The sequence below is a fragment of the Streptomyces sp. NPDC032126 genome (assembly GCF_055580085.1).
Genome location: NZ_JBVIMA010000001.1, coordinates 1,486,498 through 1,506,692 on the forward strand (window position 1 = coordinate 1,486,498; position 20,195 = coordinate 1,506,692).

General features: G+C 72.2%; 12 protein-coding genes. 4 read left to right on the top strand and 8 right to left on the bottom strand.

Annotation, left to right across the window (positions count from 1 at the left end):
• Positions 1-145 precede the first annotated feature (145 nt).
• Entirely contained in the window at positions 146-1,813 is a 1,668-nt protein-coding gene (locus ACZ5NW_RS06355; protein WP_468742555.1) for an FAD-dependent oxidoreductase, read from the bottom strand.
• A 415-nt stretch (positions 1,814-2,228) separates the two neighbouring features.
• On the opposite strand from ACZ5NW_RS06355, the gene ACZ5NW_RS06360 reads away from it, so the two are divergent.
• Positions 2,229-3,185, top strand: a complete 957-nt coding sequence (locus ACZ5NW_RS06360) for a LysR family transcriptional regulator (RefSeq protein WP_468742556.1) — start codon at positions 2,229-2,231, stop codon at positions 3,183-3,185.
• A gap of 349 nt (positions 3,186-3,534) precedes the next feature.
• The gene (locus ACZ5NW_RS06365) at positions 3,535-5,478 is read left to right on the top strand and encodes a collagenase (RefSeq protein ID WP_468742557.1); all 1,944 of its coding nucleotides are present in this window, start codon (positions 3,535-3,537) and stop codon (positions 5,476-5,478) included.
• A 76-nt stretch (positions 5,479-5,554) separates the two neighbouring features.
• Here the strand turns inward: ACZ5NW_RS06365 and ACZ5NW_RS06370 are convergent, their stop codons facing one another.
• The gene (locus tag ACZ5NW_RS06370; protein ID WP_468742558.1) at positions 5,555-6,028 is read right to left on the bottom strand and encodes a cupredoxin domain-containing protein; all 474 of its coding nucleotides are present in this window, start codon (positions 6,026-6,028) and stop codon (positions 5,555-5,557) included.
• A gap of 109 nt (positions 6,029-6,137) precedes the next feature.
• Between ACZ5NW_RS06370 and ACZ5NW_RS06375 the strand changes: the two genes are divergently transcribed.
• Together ACZ5NW_RS06375 and ACZ5NW_RS06380 are read left to right on the top strand one after the other, a co-directional pair.
• Positions 6,138-6,719, top strand: coding sequence for an RNA polymerase sigma factor (locus tag ACZ5NW_RS06375; protein ID WP_468742559.1), 582 nt, complete (start codon positions 6,138-6,140; stop codon positions 6,717-6,719).
• A complete protein-coding gene (locus ACZ5NW_RS06380) occupies positions 6,712-7,374 on the top strand; it encodes a zf-HC2 domain-containing protein (RefSeq protein WP_468742560.1) in 663 nt (220 codons plus the stop codon). Before ACZ5NW_RS06375 ends, ACZ5NW_RS06380 begins: the two co-directional genes overlap by 8 nt.
• 38 nt (positions 7,375-7,412) lie before the next feature.
• Here ACZ5NW_RS06380 and helR read toward each other — a convergent pair whose 3' ends face one another.
• From helR to ACZ5NW_RS06410, 6 genes are all read right to left on the bottom strand, one after another.
• Positions 7,413-9,563 (bottom strand): RNA polymerase recycling motor ATPase HelR, encoded by a 2,151-nt coding sequence (gene helR / locus ACZ5NW_RS06385; protein WP_468742561.1) that lies wholly within the window; start codon positions 9,561-9,563, stop codon positions 7,413-7,415.
• Positions 9,564-9,746: 183 nt separating this feature from the next.
• Positions 9,747-10,994, bottom strand: coding sequence for a glycosyltransferase (locus ACZ5NW_RS06390; protein ID WP_468742562.1), 1,248 nt, complete (start codon positions 10,992-10,994; stop codon positions 9,747-9,749).
• An 881-nt stretch (positions 10,995-11,875) separates the two neighbouring features.
• Complete coding sequence (locus ACZ5NW_RS06395; protein WP_468742563.1) at positions 11,876-12,820, bottom strand: hypothetical protein; 945 nt, start codon at positions 12,818-12,820, stop codon at positions 11,876-11,878.
• Positions 12,817-15,762 carry a hypothetical protein gene (locus ACZ5NW_RS06400; protein WP_468742564.1) on the bottom strand — a complete coding sequence of 982 codons (2,946 nt, stop codon included), beginning with the start codon at positions 15,760-15,762 and terminating at the stop codon, positions 12,817-12,819. Before ACZ5NW_RS06400 ends, ACZ5NW_RS06395 begins: the two co-directional genes overlap by 4 nt.
• Positions 15,763-15,777: 15 nt before the next feature.
• On the bottom strand, positions 15,778-18,003 hold the full coding sequence (locus tag ACZ5NW_RS06405) for a hypothetical protein (RefSeq protein WP_468742565.1): 2,226 nt from the start codon (positions 18,001-18,003) through the stop codon (positions 15,778-15,780).
• Between the two features lie 10 nt (positions 18,004-18,013).
• Positions 18,014-20,194, bottom strand: a complete 2,181-nt coding sequence (locus tag ACZ5NW_RS06410) for a hypothetical protein (RefSeq protein WP_468742566.1) — start codon at positions 20,192-20,194, stop codon at positions 18,014-18,016.
• Position 20,195: the final 1 nt, after the last annotated feature.

Genomic DNA, 20,195 nt, shown 5'->3' on the forward strand with positions numbered 1-20,195 from the left:
CTCCCACGCCGTCAATTCGGTGCCGCGACAAGACAACTGAGGCCGGAAAACGAACGGCACCGTCCGCTGCCGCGCGGACGCGGACAGCGGACGGTGCCGTGGACGGGGCGCGCGCCGGCCCTGGGCCGCCCGGCGCGTCCCGGGGTCAGGTCATGGCCAGTACCGTCGTCAGCACCCGGCGCAGCTCCGCCACGGCATCCGGGACGGCACCCTCCGACCGCCATGCGACGAACCCGTCGGGCCGCACGAGCACGGCGCCCCCGGGAGCGGTGCTGTGACAGGCCGCCCAGTCCGCGTCGTCCTCGGGCGTCAGCTCGGCGTCGGATCCGGTGCCGATCCGGTACGACGTCAGGGGGACGGACAGCTCCTCGGCGAGACGGAGGGCGGCCTCGTGCCAGCCGGCCGCCTCGCCGGCGTCGCTGAGCAGGACGAGCGAGCGCTCGTAGAGGTCGAGGGTGGAGACCCGCTCCCCGCGGTGCGACAGCCACATGTGGGGCGCCCGGGTGCCGGGCCGGCCGCTCAGATCGAGGCCGTCCGGGACGACCGGGCCCTCCGGGTCACCGCCGACGACGGCGCCCTGCGGATACCGGTAGCCGAGGGCCACGTTGAGGATGCCGCGCTGGGGACCCCCGCCGCCCGCTCCGGGAGGCGGGGCGAAACCGGGGTGGCTGTGCTCGACCGACCGCGCGGCGGCCCGCGCGCTGGTCGCCTCCGCCACCGGGCGGCGCTCGGCGTCGTAGGTGTCGAGGAGCCCCTCGCCGGCCCAGCCGCCGAGCACGGCCGTCAGCTTCCAGGCGAGGTTGTGCGCGTCCTGGATGCCGGTGTTGGAGCCGAAGGCCCCGGTGGGCGACATCTCGTGGGCCGAGTCGCCGGCCAGGAAGACCCGCCCCGACCGGTAGGCGCGGGCGACGCGCTGGGCGGCGTGCCAGGGCGCCCGGCCGGTGATCTCCACGTCCAGGCCCATGTCCCCGACCGCACGGCGGATGTGGTCGGCGCACCGCTCGTCCGTGAACTCCTCCAGGCTCTCGCCGTGTTCGGGGTGCCACGGGGCGTGGAAGACCCAGTTCTCCCGGTTGTCCACGGGCAGCAGCGCGCCGTCGGCGTCCGGGGTGGTCAGGTAGCAGACGATGAACCGGCGGTCGCCCACGAGGTCGGCGAGGCGCCGGGAGCGGAAGGTGACGCTGACGTTGTGGAAGAGGTCGCCGGGGCCGCTCTGCCCGATGCCGAGCTGCTCGCGCACCGGGCTGCGGGGGCCGTCGGCGGCGACGAGGTAGTCGGCGCGGATCGTGGTGTGCTCGCCGGTCTCCCGGCTCTTGACTCGTGCGGTGACACCGTCGGCGTCGGCGTCGAAGGACATCAGCTCGGTGGCGTAGCGCAGGTCGCCGCCCTGCCGTACGGCCTGGTCGAGCAGGACCGGCTCCAGGTCGTTCTGGCTGCACAGGCACCAGGAGCTGGGACTGAACCGGGCCAGCCCGCCGCCCGGGTCGATGTCCCGGAACAGCCACTCGCCCGCGTCGCCGACCAGGGTGGGCGTCTGCAGGATGCCGTGGTTGTCGGCCAGCGTCGCGGCGGCCTGCCGGATCCCCGGCTCGGCGCCGGCCACCCGGAACAGCTCCATCGTGCGGACGTTGTTGCCGCGGCCGCGCGGATGGATGGAGGTGCCGGCGTGGCGCTCCACCAGGGTGTGACGCACCCCCAGCCGGCCCAGGAACAGCGAGGTGGACAGGCCGACCAGGGAACCGCCCACGATCAGTACGGGCACTCGGTGGACTGTGTCGTCGGTGGAATCGGCTCTATCGGCTCTTGGGGTCATCACTCGCCTCCAGCGCGTCATGTCGGTGGACCGGCCGGGTACGGCCGGGACCTATCCATGCCCCGCCCGTACGGCGACGGCCCAGGCTTCACCCGCTCAACCGTCCGGTTTCGCCGTGTCGGCGGCACGGCCTCACGCCGGGTGCCTCGGGTGATGCACGCCGTATGTCATGTACCGGCGCCACGCGAAGGCCCGCCGAACGGTGAGGCGATCACCCATGCGGGGCATCGGGGGTGAGCTCCCCGCCGTACGGGCCGGTCGCGTTCACGCCCGTGGGTGCGCCCCCGACGCACAGGCCGGTCGCGTCCACGCCCGTGCCACGGCCGCCGTGCCGACCGCTGGAAGCGCGCTCGTGCGCGCCCTCACGCCCGGCCCCCCTTCCGGGGCACCGCCCCCGCTCCATACGATCCGCGCCATGGAGCTGGAACTTCGGCACCTCAAGGTGCTCTGCGCGATCGCCGACGCCGGCAGCATCGGCCGCGCCGCCGCCGACCTCGGGTACACGCAGCCCGCGCTGAGCAGTCAGCTCCGGCGCATCGAGGGGCACCTGGGCCGGCCGCTGTTCGAGCGGGGGGCATCCGGCGTCGAGCCGACACCGTACGGCACGGACGTGGTGGCCCAGGCGCGCGACGTGCTCGCCCGTGTGGCTGCGATCGGGCGCGGGCCCGCCGCCGACGCGCAGCCGAGCCGTCCCCTGCGGCTGGCCGCGACCAACTCGCCCGTCCTGCCCGGCCTGCTCGCCCGGCTGCGCGGCCGCAGGCCCGACCTCGCGGTCACGGTGACCAGCGTCTACGCGACCTCGGACATCATCGAGCTCCTGGAGAACGGCGAGGTGGACGCCGGGATAGCCGCCGACTACCCCGGGCGCGAACTGCGGCACTCGCCCGCCCTGGCCCATCGCGGCATCGCCACCGAGCCGTCGTTCGTGGCGCTCGCCGCCGGGCACCGGCTGCGGCGGGAGCAGGAGGTCGCGCTGGCCGACCTCGCCGACGACGCGTGGTTCGTGACGCCGGACGACGGGGCGGGATGGCCGGGGGTGTTCTACGCGGCGTGCGAGACGGCCGGCTTCGTCCCCGCCACCGTCCATGAATACCTGGGCGACCCCCAGCAGTTGCAGACGATGATCGCCGACGGACTCGGGGTCTCCATCGTCCAGGCGACCCTCCGCCCGTCCGCCGGAGTCATCGTCAAACCGCTCACCGGCGTCCCCCTGTGGTGCCGTTACGTGCTGACCTGGCGCCGCACCGGCCCCGCCGACGCGGCGGCCGACACCCTGTTCTCCTGCGCCACCGCCTCCTACCGGGCACTCATCGCCCAGTCACCCCACTTCCGCGCGTGGGCCACCCGCACATGGAGCATCAGCCGGCCCTAGGGCCTGTCCGGCGGATCATGCCGCAGACGCGGGGCCTGGCACGCCCATCTGCGGCGTTGTCGTCGCTTGCCGATGCTCCGCATCGCCGCGCTCCTCCGCCTTGCAGCTGGCCGCACCAGGCCCCGCTCACCTGCGCTGACGAGGTCCCGCCGATATCCTGCGACCTGATCCGCCGGACAGGCCCTAGCGGACGCCACCGACAGCCAACCGGCCCTCGGCGCACCGGCGTTATGGCCGACCGTCGGCAAGTGCTATGTCACATCGCATTGTCCGCGCCGTGCCCCGCTGCGAAGGTGCACTCGCGTCTCAGCCCCACCCCCCGAGGCGCAGCTGCCACGAAGGAGCACGGATGCGTTATCGCCTCACCCTGCCCGGACGCGCCGTCGGCGGCCTCGCCGTGTGCGTCACGGTGGCCGGACTCCTCGCCGCACCGGCCGCGGCCGCCCCGCGCACCCCGGCCGGCCCCCGGCCCCCGGCCGTGACATCCGAGGCCACCCCCCGCCCGGCCCTGCGGGCCGCGACATCCACCGTCCCCGACGAGCGACCCGCGCTACGGCGCGAGCCGGTCGGCCCCGACCGGCTCCCGCCGCTCGACGCGACGCGGTCCGACGCCGCGTTACGGCCGTCGCGCGGCACAGCGCAGGCCGGCGCGGACTGCGATCCCGCCGACTTCGGCCGCCGCACCGGGCCGGAGCTGGTCGCCTTCGTCGAGGCGGCGACCACGGGCTGCATGAACACACTGTTCGGCGTCTCCGGCGGCACCGCGCACGACGTCTTCCGCGAGGAGCAGATGGTCACCGTGGCCGACGCCTTCGCCGACGGGGCCACGACGTACCCCGGCGACAACTCGGCCCGCACCTGGCAACTGGTCCTCTTCCTGCGCGCCGGCTACTACGTGCAGTCCAACCACCCCACCGACGTCGGCCCCTACGGCCCCGCACTCGCCACGGCCACCCGGCGCGGACTCGACCGCTTCTTCGCCAACCGGCGGTCCCGGCAAGTGACTTCGGGCAACGGGGACGTCCTCGGCGAGGTGGTGATCCTCACCGACAGCGCCGACGAGCAAGCGCGCTACCTGGGCGTGTACCGGCGGATCATCACCGCCTACGACCCCTCCTACGACGCGATCCCGAGCATGCTCGCCGCGGTCAACGCCGTCTACACCCCGCTGTGGCGCGGCAATTGGAACCCCGCCTACGTCGACGCGGTCACCGTCGACCCGCGCATCGCCGACACCCTCTTCCGCTTCGCGCTCGCCCATCGCGACATGCTGGGCGGCCCCCAGTCCTACCTCGTCTCCAACGCCGGTCTGATCGTGGGCCGTTACCTCGAACACCCCGCGCTGCGGACCACCGTCCGGCCGTACGTCCGCAGGCTCCTCACGGCCTCGCGGATCACCGGCCCGACCGCGCCGCTCTGGGTCACCGTGGCGTCCCAGGCCGACTACTACGACCAGGCCCGCTGCTCCTGGTACGGCGTGTGCGGTCTGCGCGCGAAGCTGCTCAAGGCCGCCCTGCCCCTCACCCACTCCTGCGACGCGACCCACACCCTCAGGGCCCAGTCGCTGACCGCCGAGGAGATGGACGCCGCCTGCGCGAGTGTGCTGGGCCAGGACGCGTACGTCCACGGCATCGTGAAGGACACCGGCCCCATCCCCGGACAGTACGAATCGACCATCGAGCTGGTGGTGTTCGCCAGCCGCGCCGACTACCAGACGTACGCCGGAAGGATCTTCGACGTCGACACCGACAACGGCGGCATCACCCTGGTCGGGAACCCGGCCGACCCCGCCAACACCCCCGTGTCGATCATGTACCAGAAGGCCTACGACGACGGCTTCCCGGCACGGATCTGGAACCTCAACCACGAGTACACGCACTATCTCGACGCCCGGGACGACATGAAGGGCGACTTCTCGGCGCAGATCTCCGTTCCGGACGTGTGGTGGATCGAGGGCATCGCCGAGTACGTCTCCTACAGCTACCGGGGCCTCACCGACACCCAGGCGGTCGAGGAAGCCGGCAAGCACACCTACACCCTGAGCACCCTCTTCCAGAGCACGTACGCCAACAGCGACGTCGTCCGCACCTACCCGTGGGGCTACCTCGCGGCGCGCTACATGATCGAACGGCACCCGGACGATGTGGCCGCGATGCTCGCCCGCTTCCGCGTCGGCGACTACCCGGGCGGCCACGCCGTCTACGCCCAGGACATCGGCACCTCCTACGACGCCGACTTCGACGCCTGGCTCACGGCGTGCGCGTCGGGCGCCTGCGCAGCGCCCAGGGTCTAGGCCGGACCCGCGTCAGCCCTGGTGGGCAGGCCGCCGTGCTCCGGAGGCCTGCCCACGGGGCGGCCGGAGAAGGCGCTCAGTAGCCGTTCCCCGGGGAGGTGGTCTCGCTCCCGCCCCCGCCTCCGCCGCCCACCGTGATCTCGGTCTTCATGCCGAGGCCCTTGTGGTCGTCCACGGGGCAGTACAGCTCGTAGTCGCCGTCCTTGAGGGTGATGGTCAGCTTCCCCGACTGCCCGGGCTGGAGGTCGTTCGGCAGCCGCTTCTCGCCGTCCTTGCCCTCGACCTCCAGCGAGTGTTTGGTGTGCCCGTCGTTGTGCGCCTCGAAGGTGTAGTCACCGGCGGTGAACGTCGTCGACGACAGGGTGAGCCGGTAGTCGGTCATCCGCACGGTCACCACCTTCGCCCCCGCCGCACCGCCGCCCTTCTCCGTGGGGGACGCGTTTCCCGAACCGCCGCCCGAGCCCCCGCACCCCGCGAGCACGGCGGCCAGCGCCACCGCGCACACCCCGGCCGCCGCCCCGCTCCCGCTGATCCTTCCCGTCACGCTCATGGCGGGACCTCCTCACCGCTTCCTCCGCTGATGCCGTTCTGCATCAGGTACGGCGAAGCGACCGGGACGGATTGCAATCCCTGCGGCGGGGTCCGACCGTAGGAGAGGTATGCGGCACATGGGTGCGTCCCTGGACCGGGCCACCGACGAAGCACTGCTGGCCGGGCTCGCCACGGGCGATCCCGCGATCGCGGTGGCCTTCGTGCGCCGGTTCCAGCACACCGTCTTCGGCGTGGCCCTCGCCGTCCTCGGCGACCTCCAGCTCGCCGAGGACGTGGCGCAGCAGGCGTTCGAACGGGCGTGGCGGCACGCCCAGATGTACGACTCGCGGCGCGGCTCGGTGCGGACCTGGATGACAACGATCGCCCACAACCTCGCCGTCGACACCGCGCGCGCCCACCGCCCCACCCCCGTCACCCCCGAGGAGCTGGACGCCCTCCTCGACGCCATGACCGACACCCCGGAGCAGCGGGCGGTGGCCGGGGAGTCGGCAGCCCGGCTGCGGGCGGCGCTGGCCGAGCTGCCGAGGGGACAGGGCCGCGCGCTGGTGATGGCCGGGATCTACGGTATGACCGCCCAGCAGGTCGCCGAGCGCGAGGGCATCCCGCTGGGCACAGCCAAGACACGCATCCGGGCCGCGACGATCAAACTGCGGACCGCCCTGGGAACCGAGCGAGGCCGTCATGTCTGAGGCCCTGACCTGCGAGGAGCTCCGGGAGCTCGAAGCCGAGCTGGCCCTGGGCGTCCTGCCCGCCCGGGAGCGGGCGCGCGCCATCGCCCACCTGGACCACTGCGCGGGATGCCGCGCGCGGGTCGAACAGCTCACCCCGGTCGGCGACGGCCTGCTGGGGCTGCTGCCCGGCAGCGAGCCCCCCGCGGGATTCGAGACCCGGGTCCTGGACCGGCTGCGGCTCTCCCCGCCCCGCCGCCGCCCCTTCACACGACTGCGCCTGGCCGCCGTCGCTCTCGCGCTGGCCGTCGTGTCCGTGTTCGCCGGCTGGACGGCCGGCCGGTACGGCACGGACCGCCCGTCCGGCCCCGCCCTGGTGTCGGCGGCCCTCACCACCCCGGACCACCAGCGGGCCGGCACCGTCTACGCCCACCCCGGCCCCGAGGGCTGGCTGTACATGTCCGTCGACCTGGACGACGGCACCACGGCCGAGGTCACCTGCCGGCTCAGCCGGCCCGACGGCACCCAGGTCACCCTGGGCTCCTTCACCCTCAGGGACGGCTACGGCTACTGGGCCGCCCCCGCCCCGGTCGACCCCGGCACCGCGAGCACCACGACCCTCACCACCGGGACGGGCACCCTCCTGGCGAGCGCCCGCCTGCCCGGCGGCGGATGACCATCCCCGGGCCGCCGACGCGCGTCGGTGCGGGCAGGTCAGGAACGGGTGAGGACGACGAGCTGCTGGGTCGCCCGGGTCATCGCCACATAGCGGTCGACCGCCCCCGTGACCCCCTCGCCGAACCTCTCCGGATCCACCAGGACGACCAGATCGAATTCGAGGCCCTTCGACAGCTCCGGGGGCAGGGACCGTACCCGGGACGTCGACCGGAACGCGGGATCGCCGATCACGCACGCCGTCCCCTCGGGATGCGCGGCGAGCCAGCCGTCGAGGACCGAGGCCAGATCGGAGACCGGCCCGTGGACCACGGGGACGCCGCCGCTGCGGATGGACGCCGGCACGTTCGCGTCCGGCAGGGCCGCCCGGATGACCGGCTCGGCCGCCGCCATGATCTCCTCCGGCGTCCGGTAGTTGACGCTCAGCGAGGCCAGCTCGATCCGGTCGAACCCGACCCGCTCCAGCCGCTCCCGCCACGACTCCGTGAAACCGTGCCTGGCCTGGGCACGGTCCCCGACGATGGTGAAGCTCCGGGACGGACACCGCAGCAGCAGCATCTGCCACTCCGCGTCGGTCAGTTCCTGCGCCTCGTCCACCACGATGTGCGCGAACGGGCCGGCGAGCCGGTCCGGGTCCGCGCTCGGCAACGCGGTCTCGTCGACCAGCGCGTCCTGGAAGTCCTCGCCGCGCAGCATGGTCACCAGGCCCATGCCGTACTCGTCGTCCGCGACCGCGATCAGATCGTCCACGACCTTGGTCATGCGCTCGCGTTCGGCGGCGACCGTGGCGTCGTGCCGGCTCTTGCGGCGCGCCGCCTCCGGGTCGCCGAGCCGCTGCCGGGCCGCGTCCAGGATCGGCAGATCGGACACCGTCCAGCGCTGCGGCTCCGCGCGCTGCAGCCTGCGGACGTCGTCCGGGCCGAGCCAGGGGGCGCACATCCGCAGATAGGCGGGTACGGACCACAGGTCGCCGACGACATCGGCCGCTTCGAGCAGCGGCCAGGCCCGGTTGAAGGCGGTGAGCAACTCCCGGTGCTGGCGCAGCCACTTGCGGAGCAGGTTCTCCGGGGCGTCGCCGTCGTGCCGGTCCACCAGGATCGTGAGCAGCTCCTCCCAGACCTGGCCGCGCGCCTCGTTGTGCGGCGCGCCTTCCGCCGCGTCGAACGCCTCGGCCCAGTCGGCGGCGCCGAGCGGGATGTCCGACCAGGGGGTCGTCACGATCATCCCCTCGGTGGGCGGCTCCTCGTAGAACCTGACGGCCTTCTCGATCGCCCGCACCAGCCCCACGGACGACTTCAGGCGGGCCACCTCCGGGTCGGTCTCGGCCTGCGCGGTCGCTCCCTCGGCGACGAGATCCCTCAGGACGCAGGTCTGCACCCCCTCCTCGCCGAGGCTCGGCAGAACGTCCGAGACATACGTCAGATACGGCCGGTGCGGACCGACGAACAGCACGCCGCCGCGCCGGTGACCGAGACGGGGGTCGGCGTGCAGGAGGTAGGCCGAGCGGTGCAGGGCCACGACCGTCTTCCCGGTGCCGGGGCCGCCGTCGACGACGAGGGCGCCCCGGGACTCCGCGCGGATGATGGCGTCCTGGTCGGCCTGGATGGTGCCGAGCACGTCCCGCATCCGGGGCGAACGGTCGCTGCCCAGGCTTGCGATGAACGCCGACTGGTCGTCGAGCGCGGCATGCCCGACCAGGCCGTCCGGGGTGAACACCTCGTCCCAGTAGTCGCCGATCCGGCCGCCGGTCCAGCGGTATCTGCGGCGGCTCGCCAGGCCCATCGGGTGGGCGTGGGTGGCCGCGAAGAACGGTTCGGCCGCCGGGGAGCGCCAGTCGACCAGCAGCCGGCGGCCCTCGCCGTCCGTCAGGCCGAGCCGACCGACGTAGACGGGCTCGGGGTCGTCGGCGCCCACCATGCGCCCGAGGCACAGGTCCAGGCCGTAGCGGCGCAGGGTGCGCAGGCGAGCGGTCAGCCGGTGGATCTCCAGGTCCCGGTCCAGCGCCTGCCGGCCGATGCCGCCGGGCGCCTTGCGGGCGGCTTCGAGCTGGGCGGTCAGCTCGGCGACCGACCGCTCCAGGCACTCCGCGAGCGCCGCGAAGTGCGCCTCGTCGCCCCCGATCAGCGCCGGATCGGCCTTGGGGGAGAGACGGTCGGGAAGGGCGAACGCACTGGTGGTGCGCGAATTCACGTGATCAGCTCCGGGATGAGGCTCCGCGCGCGGCCGCGAGACGGGTTTGCCGGTCGGGGTCGGCTGGGGGCCGGTGGGGTGCAGGTCAGTGTATGGGGACCGGTGGGGTGGGATTACGGGGTCTGTGTGTGGGGGCCGGTGAGGTGGCGTTGCCGGGTCGGTGGTCGGTGGTCGGTCGTCGGTTCAGGGCGATGAGGGATGCGGTGTGTCGGCTCCGGCGATGCGGTCGAGCAGCAGGCGTGCGGCCACCGCCGCCCCGTCGGTGCGCATCGTGTCCGCCACGGCCGCCGCACGGGCGCGTGTCTGGGCCGACAAGGCCGTGTCGAGCGCCGTCGACAGGGACGCGGGGCCGGGGGCCGGTCCGTCGGACGCGGCGCCGATGCCCAGCTCGGCCACCCGGGCCGCCCAGTACGGCTGGTCCGCCATCTGCGGCACCACCACCTGGGGCACACCCGCCAGCGCGGCCGTCGTCGTGGTGCCGGCGCCGCCGTGGTGCACGACGGCGGCCACCCGGCGGAACAGCGCCTGATGGTTCGCCTCGCCGACGGCGAAGCAGCCGTCCTGGTCACCGGCCGCCCCCAGGTCCGCCCAGCCACGCCCCACGACCACGCGGCGGCCCCGCGCGCGCACCGCCTCCACGGCCGCCCTGGCCATGTCGCCCGAGCCGTGCAGGGCCATGCTGCCGAAGCCCACGTACACGGGCGGCTCACCGGCCTCCAGGAACGCCTGGAGGTCGGCGGGCAACGCGCGTTCGTCCGGCAGGATCCACGCCCCGGTCTGTACGACGTCGAGATCGGCCGGCCGCTGCCATGGCCCGAGGACCGGGTCCGCCGCCAGCCACGGCCGGTCGGTGAGGACGTAGGCGCGGAAGTCGTCCACCGGGGGCAGGCCGAGCGCCGTCCGCCGGCGGGCGAGCCCCGGGCCGAACGCCTCGTTCATGAACGTCACGTCCAGGTCGTGCAGCACCCGGTTGTCGGTCACGCCCGGGGGGAACGTCTGGCCCGGCCGGGCGAGCGGCGGGTGGTACGGCGACGGCAGGTAGGACGGGAAGAACGCCACGAAGACATAGGGCAGGCCCCGTGTCTCGGCCGCCAGCCGTGCGCCGGCCGCGGCGGGGAAGAGGCCGGTCGCCACCACCGCGTCACAGTCCTCGGCCGCCGCGGCGACCGTCTCGTACTGCGCGGCGAGCATCGCGGCCGCGCGCCGGGGCAGGCCCTCCGGCGGCAGCGGCGTCGTACCGGTCACCATCGCGCGCACCGGATCGGCGGCGGGGACCAGTTCCACGCCGATGTCGGCCAGCAGCTTCGCGAACTCCTCGTCCGACGGCGCGCACACCCGTACGTCGGCGCCAAGTGCCCGAAGGGCCACCGCGAGTCCCGCCATCGGCTGGACGTCCCCCCGCGACCCGTAGGTCGACAACAACACCCGCACTGAGTGACTCCCCTGTCCGCGGATTCGTGCCTGAGGCGGCGATTCTGCGGTACGACGGGGGCCTTGCCGCAAGCCCCCCAGTGCGCTATACGTTGAGAGTGGCAAGGAGTGCGTGACCGAGACTCCTTGCCTTTGTGTTGTGCGCTACCACGTGTGGCCCAGCGGGCACATGTGGGGAGGTTCGTGGATGAACGCGCGGGTGCATGTCTTGCCGCAGGCCGGCTCGGGACACGGCCCGCCGCAGTACTTGCGTTCGGGTGTCGCATCCGGTGCCGCCTGCTCCCAGTAGTCCCCCTGGGGGCACTGGTGGTAACCGTCGTGCCCCAGCAGGGCAACGCAGGGGGACGAGACCTGGCGGTCCTCGCTGCACGCGGGACACGGTCCGGCGAAACAGGGCTGCTGCTCGGGGGCGCCGCCCGGGGGAAGTCCGCCGTCGTCCGCTCCGAAGTCACTCGGCATGTCGCCTCCGGCGTTACGAGGGTGGTGACGCCAGCGTCGCGCCGAATCGGGAAGATCGCAAACCATCGGGTCCACCGCGGCAGCGCGTTCATCCGCGACGCCGAGCGGGCACGGGAGACTTGTGTCATGGGAATCGACCTCCAACTGCACGACGGGCGCCCGTACTGGCCCAAGCGACGCTCGAAGCGCAAGCCGACTCTGATCCGTGAGTCCCACGCGCACGGCGAGGCGCTGGCGCGGGTCCTCGCGGGCCTTCCCGCCGACGCGCCGGGCAGGCTCACGACGGTCGACCCCTACCGGGACACGACATTCAACGAGCAGGAGGCGGAAGCCGCACTCCGCGGGAATGCGCGCAAACCCCCGGCGGTCACCTCGTGTTCGTCGGGGACTGAAGCGGGAACCGTCTGCTACGGCGGGGCCACTCAGCACCGGGACGGGCAGAGTCCCACCGCGATCAGCGGGGCGGCGCGCGAGGGACCCGGTGTCAGGGTGACACCGCAGGGATGCCATCCTCCGAACTCCGCAGCTAGAAGCGTGAGTTGTGGGGCCAGCCGTAGCAACCCCGCCGGGTGGGCCGGGAACAGGGTGCGTGCGGAGACGAACAGGGCCGGTACGGTCACGCCGTCGGTGGTCCAGGTGAGGCTCAGGCCCAGCCGGCGGCCCGACAGCCGGCGCAGCCCGTCCGGCAGGCCGTCCCGCAGCGCGTCCAGGAAGCGCGCGTGTCCGGTGGTGTGGAGGAAGGGCAGCAGGTCGACGGGCTCGATGTCCGGCAGCCGGAGATACAGCTCCGACGTCCCCCGGCCCGGCGTCACGCCGTACATCCGGGGCAGCGTGCCGTACGGCAGTCGGCTCAGGGCGGCGGACACCGGGTCGGGCAGTACCAGGCCGCCCAGTCGGCCGACGAGCGATGACTCGGGCGGGTCCGCGCCGACTTCGGCGTAGAGCTTGAGCAGGTGGCCTCGGCCGCCGAGCCACGCGCCGAAGCGCAGCTCCCGGCCGGCCTGTCCGGTCAGGAGGGCTCGGCGGGTGGCCGGGGCGACCGGTCGGCCCGCCTCGTCGAGCAGGGCGAGTACGCGGGGCAGCCGGGCGGCCTCCGGCAGTTCCGGGCCGGCGACCTCGGCGGTCCACTGCCATGAACCGTCCGGCAGCACCGTCACTTCGAGCGGGAAACCGGACGGGGTGAGCCGGCTCCAGGAGGCGACCACCTCCGGCCAGACGCTCGCCTCCAGCCGGGCCAGCGCCGCGTCGAGCTGCACGGGGAGCCGGACGGCCGGTGCGACGGCCGTCCGGCCCGGTCCGGGTGGGTGGGCGTTCAGGGGAGCCAGCAGTGCCTCGACACGGTCGCGGAGGCGGGCGTCCGGTGTCATGGCAGGCCGATGCCGATGATGGTGGTCTCCCCGTCCACCGGCTCCCGCTGGACCAGCCGGCCGTCGGTGGTGACCAGGGTGACCTGGTGCCGGAAGGTGCGCGGCGCGGCGTCGAGCAGGGCGATGCGCAAACGGACCGGCTCCGTCGCGGTGCCCGGGATCTCCAGCCGCTCCAACCGGTCGTAGGAGTGCGCCGGATCGTGGTACTCGACGTCGAGGAACGCGACCCGGATCTCGCCCGCGCCGAACATCGGCACGGCACGGATGTCCAACGCGTCGGTGAACGGGTCGTCCACCGGCAGGAACGAGGTCTCGCCGGTGAACGGCTCGCCGGTCCGGGTGGTGCCGTTCCTGAGACGGTGGGTCAGTCGGGCGGTCCAGGCGCGGTGCGTCGGGTCGCTCAGCCGGAGCCGCCACAGCCGGGTGTCGCCGCCGGGCACCATCCTGAAGGTGTCGGCGCGCCGGAAAGTGGACCCGTCGTCGTAGTCGAGCCGCACGTCGATCGCCTCCACGATGCCCGCGTCGATCCGGCCCGGGAAGACCTGTACGGTCAGGAAGCCCAGGTCCTCGCCCGGATCCACGCTGAGCGTACGGTCGGTGCTGCGGCGTTCCGGCAGCTCGTAGGTGAGTTTCTCGCCGATCCAGTCGGAGTTGGCGTCGAAGTGGTGCTGCACCCCGACCCGGAAGTCCAGCTCGTGGGCGGAGTTGAGGAAGGCGTCGAAGCGTCTCGGGCCGGGGTCCGCCCCCGTGAGACGGAACTCCTGGTGACGGTGGGCCGCCGCGTGGGCCGGATCGCCGTAGTCGATGGCCACGTCGGTGGAGAACAGGCCGATCCGCTGGAAGTCGGTGGGGGAGACGACGTCCACGCTGAGCCTGCGGAAGAACGGATCGTCCAGATCGACGTCGATCAAGTGCTTGCTCTTGTCGGGCAGTTGGTCGAGCAGCAGCCCGAGGAAGCCCTGTGGGGCATACGTCCGCTGGACGGCCTTCTTGCGGTCGTAGACCAGCTTCAGCGTCCTGAGCTCCTCCTGGTGGACGAACTTCAGCCGGAAGGAGACCAGGGCGGGGGTGGAGGTGGCGGAACCGGTGCCGGTGCCCTGGTCGGAATCCGGGGCCGGTGCGGGTGTGCCCGTGGGCGTGGGCTTCGGGTCGGGTGCGGGGGTGACCGGGCGGGCGGGGCGGGACAGGGTCGCCTGGAGGGCGACGGCCCGGCCCGGCGCGGCCACCGATCCGGTGATCTCGGTGACCCGGTCGTTCGCGCGTTCGTCCTCCGGTTTGACCGCGCCCTCGGCCCGCGCCCGGCTGAACCCGGTCGCCTGCGCCGAGGTGATGGTGGCCCGGTTGGCGACGATGCCCCGGGCCACGGCCAGCCGGCGCTCGGACAGCCGCTGGTTGAGCGCCACGATGTCGGGCTCGGTCCTGCCCTCGAAGCTGGCGTGCGCGGTGATCGTCACCTGCTTCGGCTCGGCCAGCCGGTCCAGCCAGGCGTGCAGGGCCGCTGCCCCGCCGGGGGGCGGGCTGTGGCCGGGTGCCGCGCTCTGGGTGAACCGCGGGTCCGGGGGGAGCGGGGAGTCGAGGAGATACGAGCCGTAGACCGGGTTGCCGGGGGTGGCGGAGAAGCCCTGTCCGTGCGGCTGATCGAAGGTGAACAGCAGCTTGAACGTCTCGGTCACCGGGGGTGGCGCGGGCCAGTTGACGGTGACCGGATGGATGCTGCCCGGCTGCACCTCGACCGTGACCCTGCCGGAGGCGTCGGCGGGGCGGGGCAGACCGTCCACGGTGATCACGGCCCCGGCCGGACCCTGCACCCGCAGTGTCTCGGTGGTGCCGGTGGCTCCGGGAACGAGGGCGAGTGCGTATCCGGTGGGGAGCGGGCCGGGCTCGGTCGCGAGGGTGATCAGCGCGGCGGCGGGCAGCGCCCCGGAAGCCCCGCTTCCCCCGGGCGCCCCGCCGGCACCCCCAGCACCGTCCGCACCGCCCGGCTTCCCCGCACCCCCTGAGCCACCAGCGCCCCCCGCCGGAGCACCGCCCCCAGAAGCACCGCCCCCCGCCCCACCCCCTCGCAGCTTCTTCAACCGATCGAGGACCGCGTCCAGCCCCTCCGGCGGATTCGCGCCCTTCAACTGCCCCAGATTCAGGGACGGTTCGAACCACTTGGCCAGCAGGTCGTTCTTGAAGAAGTCGAGGGCCCACTTCTCCTTCTCCTGGCGGTCCTCGGCGTTGTCGAAGTCGATGACCTCGATGCGTATCGCGCGGTCCTCGACCAGCTTCTCGAACCCGGCGTCGATCCCCGCCCGCAGCCAGTAGATCTGCGCGTCCACCGCGGCCGAGAAGTGCGTGTAGACCCGCTGGAGGTCGGCGGTGATCTCCACATGCAGGTCGGGGGTCAGCGCCGAGTACCAGAGGTCGTAGATCACCCCGACGGGCGCGGTGCCCTTCTCGAAGGCCTGGCCGAGGATGACCGCGCCCTCCTGGGACAGCGACAGCGAGAAGATGGCGGTCTCGTCGCCCACCAGGGACGGTGTGGTCGCCCCGAGGATCGTGGTGACCGGGACGAACGCGCCGGGCGGTGGCTCGGTCGCCGCCACCTGCCCGGAGCCCGACAGGTTCAGCGCGACGCACCGCACGGTGCCGGTGTCCAGCGGCGCCGGTGCCAGTTTCGGATCGTCGCCATGGGTCAGCCCCGCCGCGCGGGCGAGGATCTTCGCGCGGGTGGGCGCGGGCAGCGCGACCACGGACGCGAACATGAGGAACCCGCCGCCGCTGACGCCCGCGTCGTTGACGTTCGGCCGGTAGCGGATGAACGTGAACGCCGGTGCCCCGTCCGGGCGCGTGCCCAGGCGGACCTGGGTGGCCAGGTACCAGAACTGGGCGGGGTCGAAGGCGTCCCGGTACACCTGGACGCCGTCCACCTCGAAGGTGTCGGAGCCGAGTTGCAGCATGGTTCCTCCCGAGGGTCAGGTGGTCGCGGGGACGGTGACCGTGTCGTCGTCGTAGCGGAGCCAGTCCTGCTCGGTGGACATGCCGTTGCCGAAGAACCGCCGCACCCTCAGCTCGTAGGAGTCGCGGGCCGGGTCGACGAAGTCGAACTCGAACACTCCGCTCGTGCCGGCGGCGGTGAAGTCGAAGGAGTCGGCGAACGACAGCCCGGCGAGCGGATCCTCCGCGCGCGCCTCGATGTGGATGCGCTCCAGGCCCTTCGTCGTGAAGTCCGCGGGGGAGCGCAGCGTCACCGAGCGATGGCCGCGCAGGTCGGCCCGGACGAGGACGCGTGGACGCAGTGTCGTCGACCACGGTCCCTCGAACACGGTGGAGTCGCGCATCAGCAGGGTGACCCGGTATCGGACCAGCGCGGCCCGCCGGTCGACCAAGTCCACGAGGAACGGCCGGGCCCTGGCGTCCTCGGTGAGCTCGACGGTCTCCTCGATGTGGATGCCGTGCGCCGGGTCCTCGTAGGAGAGGTCCACCCACGCCTTGTCGACCTGGTGGAAGTCCAGTGCCGCGATCACGTCCACGCGCAGCCGCTGGGGGAACGGGTCGCCCACGTCGACCTGGGGTGCGGCGAGCGGCGTGGACGGCAGGACGTGGTCCCGCCGGTCCGCTCCCCGGTAGGTGATCTCGACGAACACCGGCCCGGCGGGTTCGCCCACGAGGAAACGCCGCCAGGTGGCCTCGGGCCGCTCGGCGGTCAGCCGGATCAGGTCGTCCTGGCGGACGCGGTGGGCGGGGTCGTCGTAGCGCAGGCGTACGTCGACGCGCGGGTAGCGGTCGAAGGGGAAGCCGGGGCGGGTGAGCAGGGGGATCGTCTCCAGGCCGAACAGCTCGCGCGGTTCGACGGCCGTGACCTCGCCGAGGACCTTCACCGGCTCGGACACGAGTGTGCCGGGCCGTTCACCGCCCTCCGCCGGCGACAGGTCCACGGTGTAGGTGAGGTCCACCGGCTGGATCATCACCCCGTCCCGCACGTCGGACGGCCAGGTCGCCTCGCCGTCCAGGTGCTGCGGGTCCAGGCGCACGGTCTGGACGGTGCCGCCGTACGTCAGGGCCGCGGTGATCGAGCGCACCGGATCACGGGTGAAGTCAGCCTGGGAGAGGACCTTGAGGCGGCGCCGCTTGAACCACGGGTCGTCGGCGTCGACCTCGACGATCAGCCGGTGGGGGTCGAGTCCGGCGCCGAACACCCGGAACAGGCCGTCGAGATGACCCTGCGGATAGATCGTGCGGCGGACCGTGGTCCGCTCCGACAGGTCGACGTCGAGGCGCTTGCGGTCCACCCGCGCGTAGTGGGTCCTCTTGTACGTGAACACCCCGGCCGGGGTGGTCCGGTTCGGGGCGAACGAGGTGATGACGTCGTGGGCCCGGTCCCAGCCGTCGGGCGGCCGGCGCAGCGGGTCGAGGGAGCACTCGAAGAACGCGTCGGTGATCACGTCGCGGGCGCGTGCGGCGGCCGCGTCGCGGCGCTGGGCGAACGTGCCGGTGTCGTCGTCCTCCGGGACGAACGTGTCCACCTCGTAGACGATCGCGCGCCGCTCCTCCAGCCGCTCCATCACGTTCTGGATCTGGAGCGAGTCGAACATGCCCTCGTGGCCGAACGACTCGTCGAGGATCTCCTGCACCCGGTTCCAGTCGATGGACAGCCGTACGTGGTAGGCCGGGCGCAGCGCCAGGTAGTCGAGGCTGTAGACGATCCCGATGGGGGAGAGTTCGCCGCGTATCGCCCGGTCGAGGACGGTGGTGCCGCGCTCGTCGAGCTCCACCGAGAACGCGGCCCGGTTGTCGCCGTACAGCGAGGGTTTGGCCGGGTGCCGGGCGGTGCGGACGAAGCCGGCGCCGCCGTCGGCGTCGGCGCGGCCGAACAGCATCAGCGAGACGGATCCGTCCACGACCGGCAGCGGGGCCAGCAGGGGTGTCTGCGCGAGCCCGGCCAGCGACTTCAACGCGGCGCTCACCTCGGCCAGTTCCTCCGCCGTCATGCCGAGGTGCACGTCGAAGTCGGCGAGGCCGCCACTGCGGCTCTCGGAGCGGAACTTGACGAGCTGGAACGCCGGTACGTCGAGCGCGCCGTCCGTCCGGGTGACGAACCGCGGGGCCAGCGGCATGCAGTAGAACTGCCGCGGGTCGGCGTGGTCGCCCAGGATCAGCTTGTCGTCGATCCGGTAGTAGGGCGGTTTCTCCTGGAGCATCGGGTCCTCCTCAGACGGTATCGGTGAGGACCAGGACCTCGTCGGTGCCGACTCCCTCGACCGTCGTCGGGCGCCCGCCGGCCAGGGGGAAGAAACGGGCGGTCCAGGCGTACTGCCTCTTCTCCCGGTCCCGGATGAACCTCTCGTACGTCTTCTCCGGGTCGCCCTTGCGGAAGACGAGGTCCTTCGTGTCGTCGATGTGGTGGCCGGGGTCGGTGTAGTGGAGGGTGAGGTCGACGAGCTTGTAGGTGGACCAGTCGACCAGGTCGGGGATGACGGTGACGGTGAGGGTGTCGGAGGCCGGCCCGAGCAGCAGCAGTGAGCCGATCAGGGTCTGCTCGTCCGAGTCCTCCCCCTCCTCGTTTCCGAAGTAGGTGGTGACGGCCCGCCAGGTCACCTTGCCCTTGCGCTCGTCGATCACCGGGAACTTCCAGTCCAGGAAACGCTTGTCCTTCGACAGCGTGATCGAGGTGGTCTGCCGGTAGCCGTCGTTGTCCGGGTCCTCGTAGGCCAGCTCCAGGAAGATGCTCTCCACCAGGTGGTCGAAGTCGCCGCGGGTGCGCACCCGTACCTCCCTGTTGGCGGAGAACGGGTCGTCCACGTAGAAACGCCGGCCGGTCAGGTCCTTGAGGGACTTGAGGAACTCCCGGCCGTCCTTCATGAAGTACTTGATCGATCCGCTGTAGGGCCGGACCGGTTCGAGCAGCGGTTCCTGGACGGAGAGCTTCGTGGTGTGCTGGTCGATCTGGAACCGGGCGATCAGGGGGGTGCCGTTGACGGGCGGGTGCTCCAGGGTCAGCACAGCCCGGGACACCTGGTCGAAGTTCATGTCGCCGATCTCGATGTCGACCAGCCACAGCCCGAGTTCGTCGACGTCGATGGTCAGCTCGGTGGTGTTGTCGGTCTTCGGCCGCGAGGTGAACCGGCGGGCGTCACCGATGTAGTTGACCACGTACTGGTACGTGAAGTCGGTCGGTCCGCCGTCGGTGAAGGCGGTGAACCTGGCGGTGTCGTCGGCCGTGCGGAAGATGAACGTCTCGATGCCGTGGGACGCGGTGTGCGGCGGATAGTCGATCTTCACCTCCACGCTGTGGATCGGCAGGTGTTCGAAGTCGGCGTTCACCCTGAGCCGCAGATCGAGCCGGCGGAAGAACGCCTGGTCGGTGTCCACCTCGTGCGCGTACTCCACCCACTTGAAGCCCTGGCTGGTCAGGGACGCCATGTTGCTCTGCGGGTGCACCTCGATGCCGAGGACCTGGTTGTGGGTGACGTCGACCGACACATCGCTGATCTTGTGGGTGGTCGCCTCCCGGCGGATGTTCTCGATGTCCTTGTCATGGATCGTGGAGAAGTCGCGGTTCGCCGGCGGGATCGTCTCCAGCAGATTCCGCTTCACGGCGTCGTCCAGCTGCTGGCCCACCGCCGTCTCCAGCGTGGTCAGCATCTTGGCGACGTCGGGATCGGCCGTCTCCAGGGTGCCCGCGTCCGTATGGATGTGGCGGGACTCGGAGTTGATGAAGATCTCGGAGATCCGCTCGCTGAAGTCGCCTTCGTGGTACCAGCGTTCATTGAAGTCGACGTCCTGCACGAAGCCGTAGAACTTGGTCGCGTTCCACCTGCCGGTGATCGTGACCGGCGGCACCCGGCCGGCGAAGTGCAGTGCGTACTCGACGCGTACACCGCCGGCGCCCTGGCCGCTCATCGCCGCCTCGAACACGGCCACGCCGAGCTGGGTCAGCTCCCCCGAGATCGCGACGACGTTGTTGCCGTACATCGACGGGGTGCCGGCGTGGTTGATCCGCTGCACCAGGGTGTCGCCGGCCGCCAGGATGTCGACGGTGACGGCCGCCTTGGTGACCGGCGGCTTGGCCAGCGCGATCTGCTCCGGGGAGACCGGCGGCGCGCCCTGGCCGCGGCGCGCGGTCACCAGCTCCGCCAGCCGTGCCCGGACGGCCTGTTCCTGGACGGTGGTGAGCGACAGCTCGACGTCCATGAACACCAGCCCGGCGCCGAAGTCGCCGTTGGGCAGCGGGTTGAGGGTGCGGTACTTGAGCAGGCTGAACATCGCCTTGTTGCCGGCGTCCCGGCGCAGCACCACGTTCTTCGGCAGGACGTACCCCAGCAGCTCGTCGGCGTCGTCCAGGTACACGGTGGCGTCGGGCAGATCCAGCGCCCCGAGGAACTGCAGCATG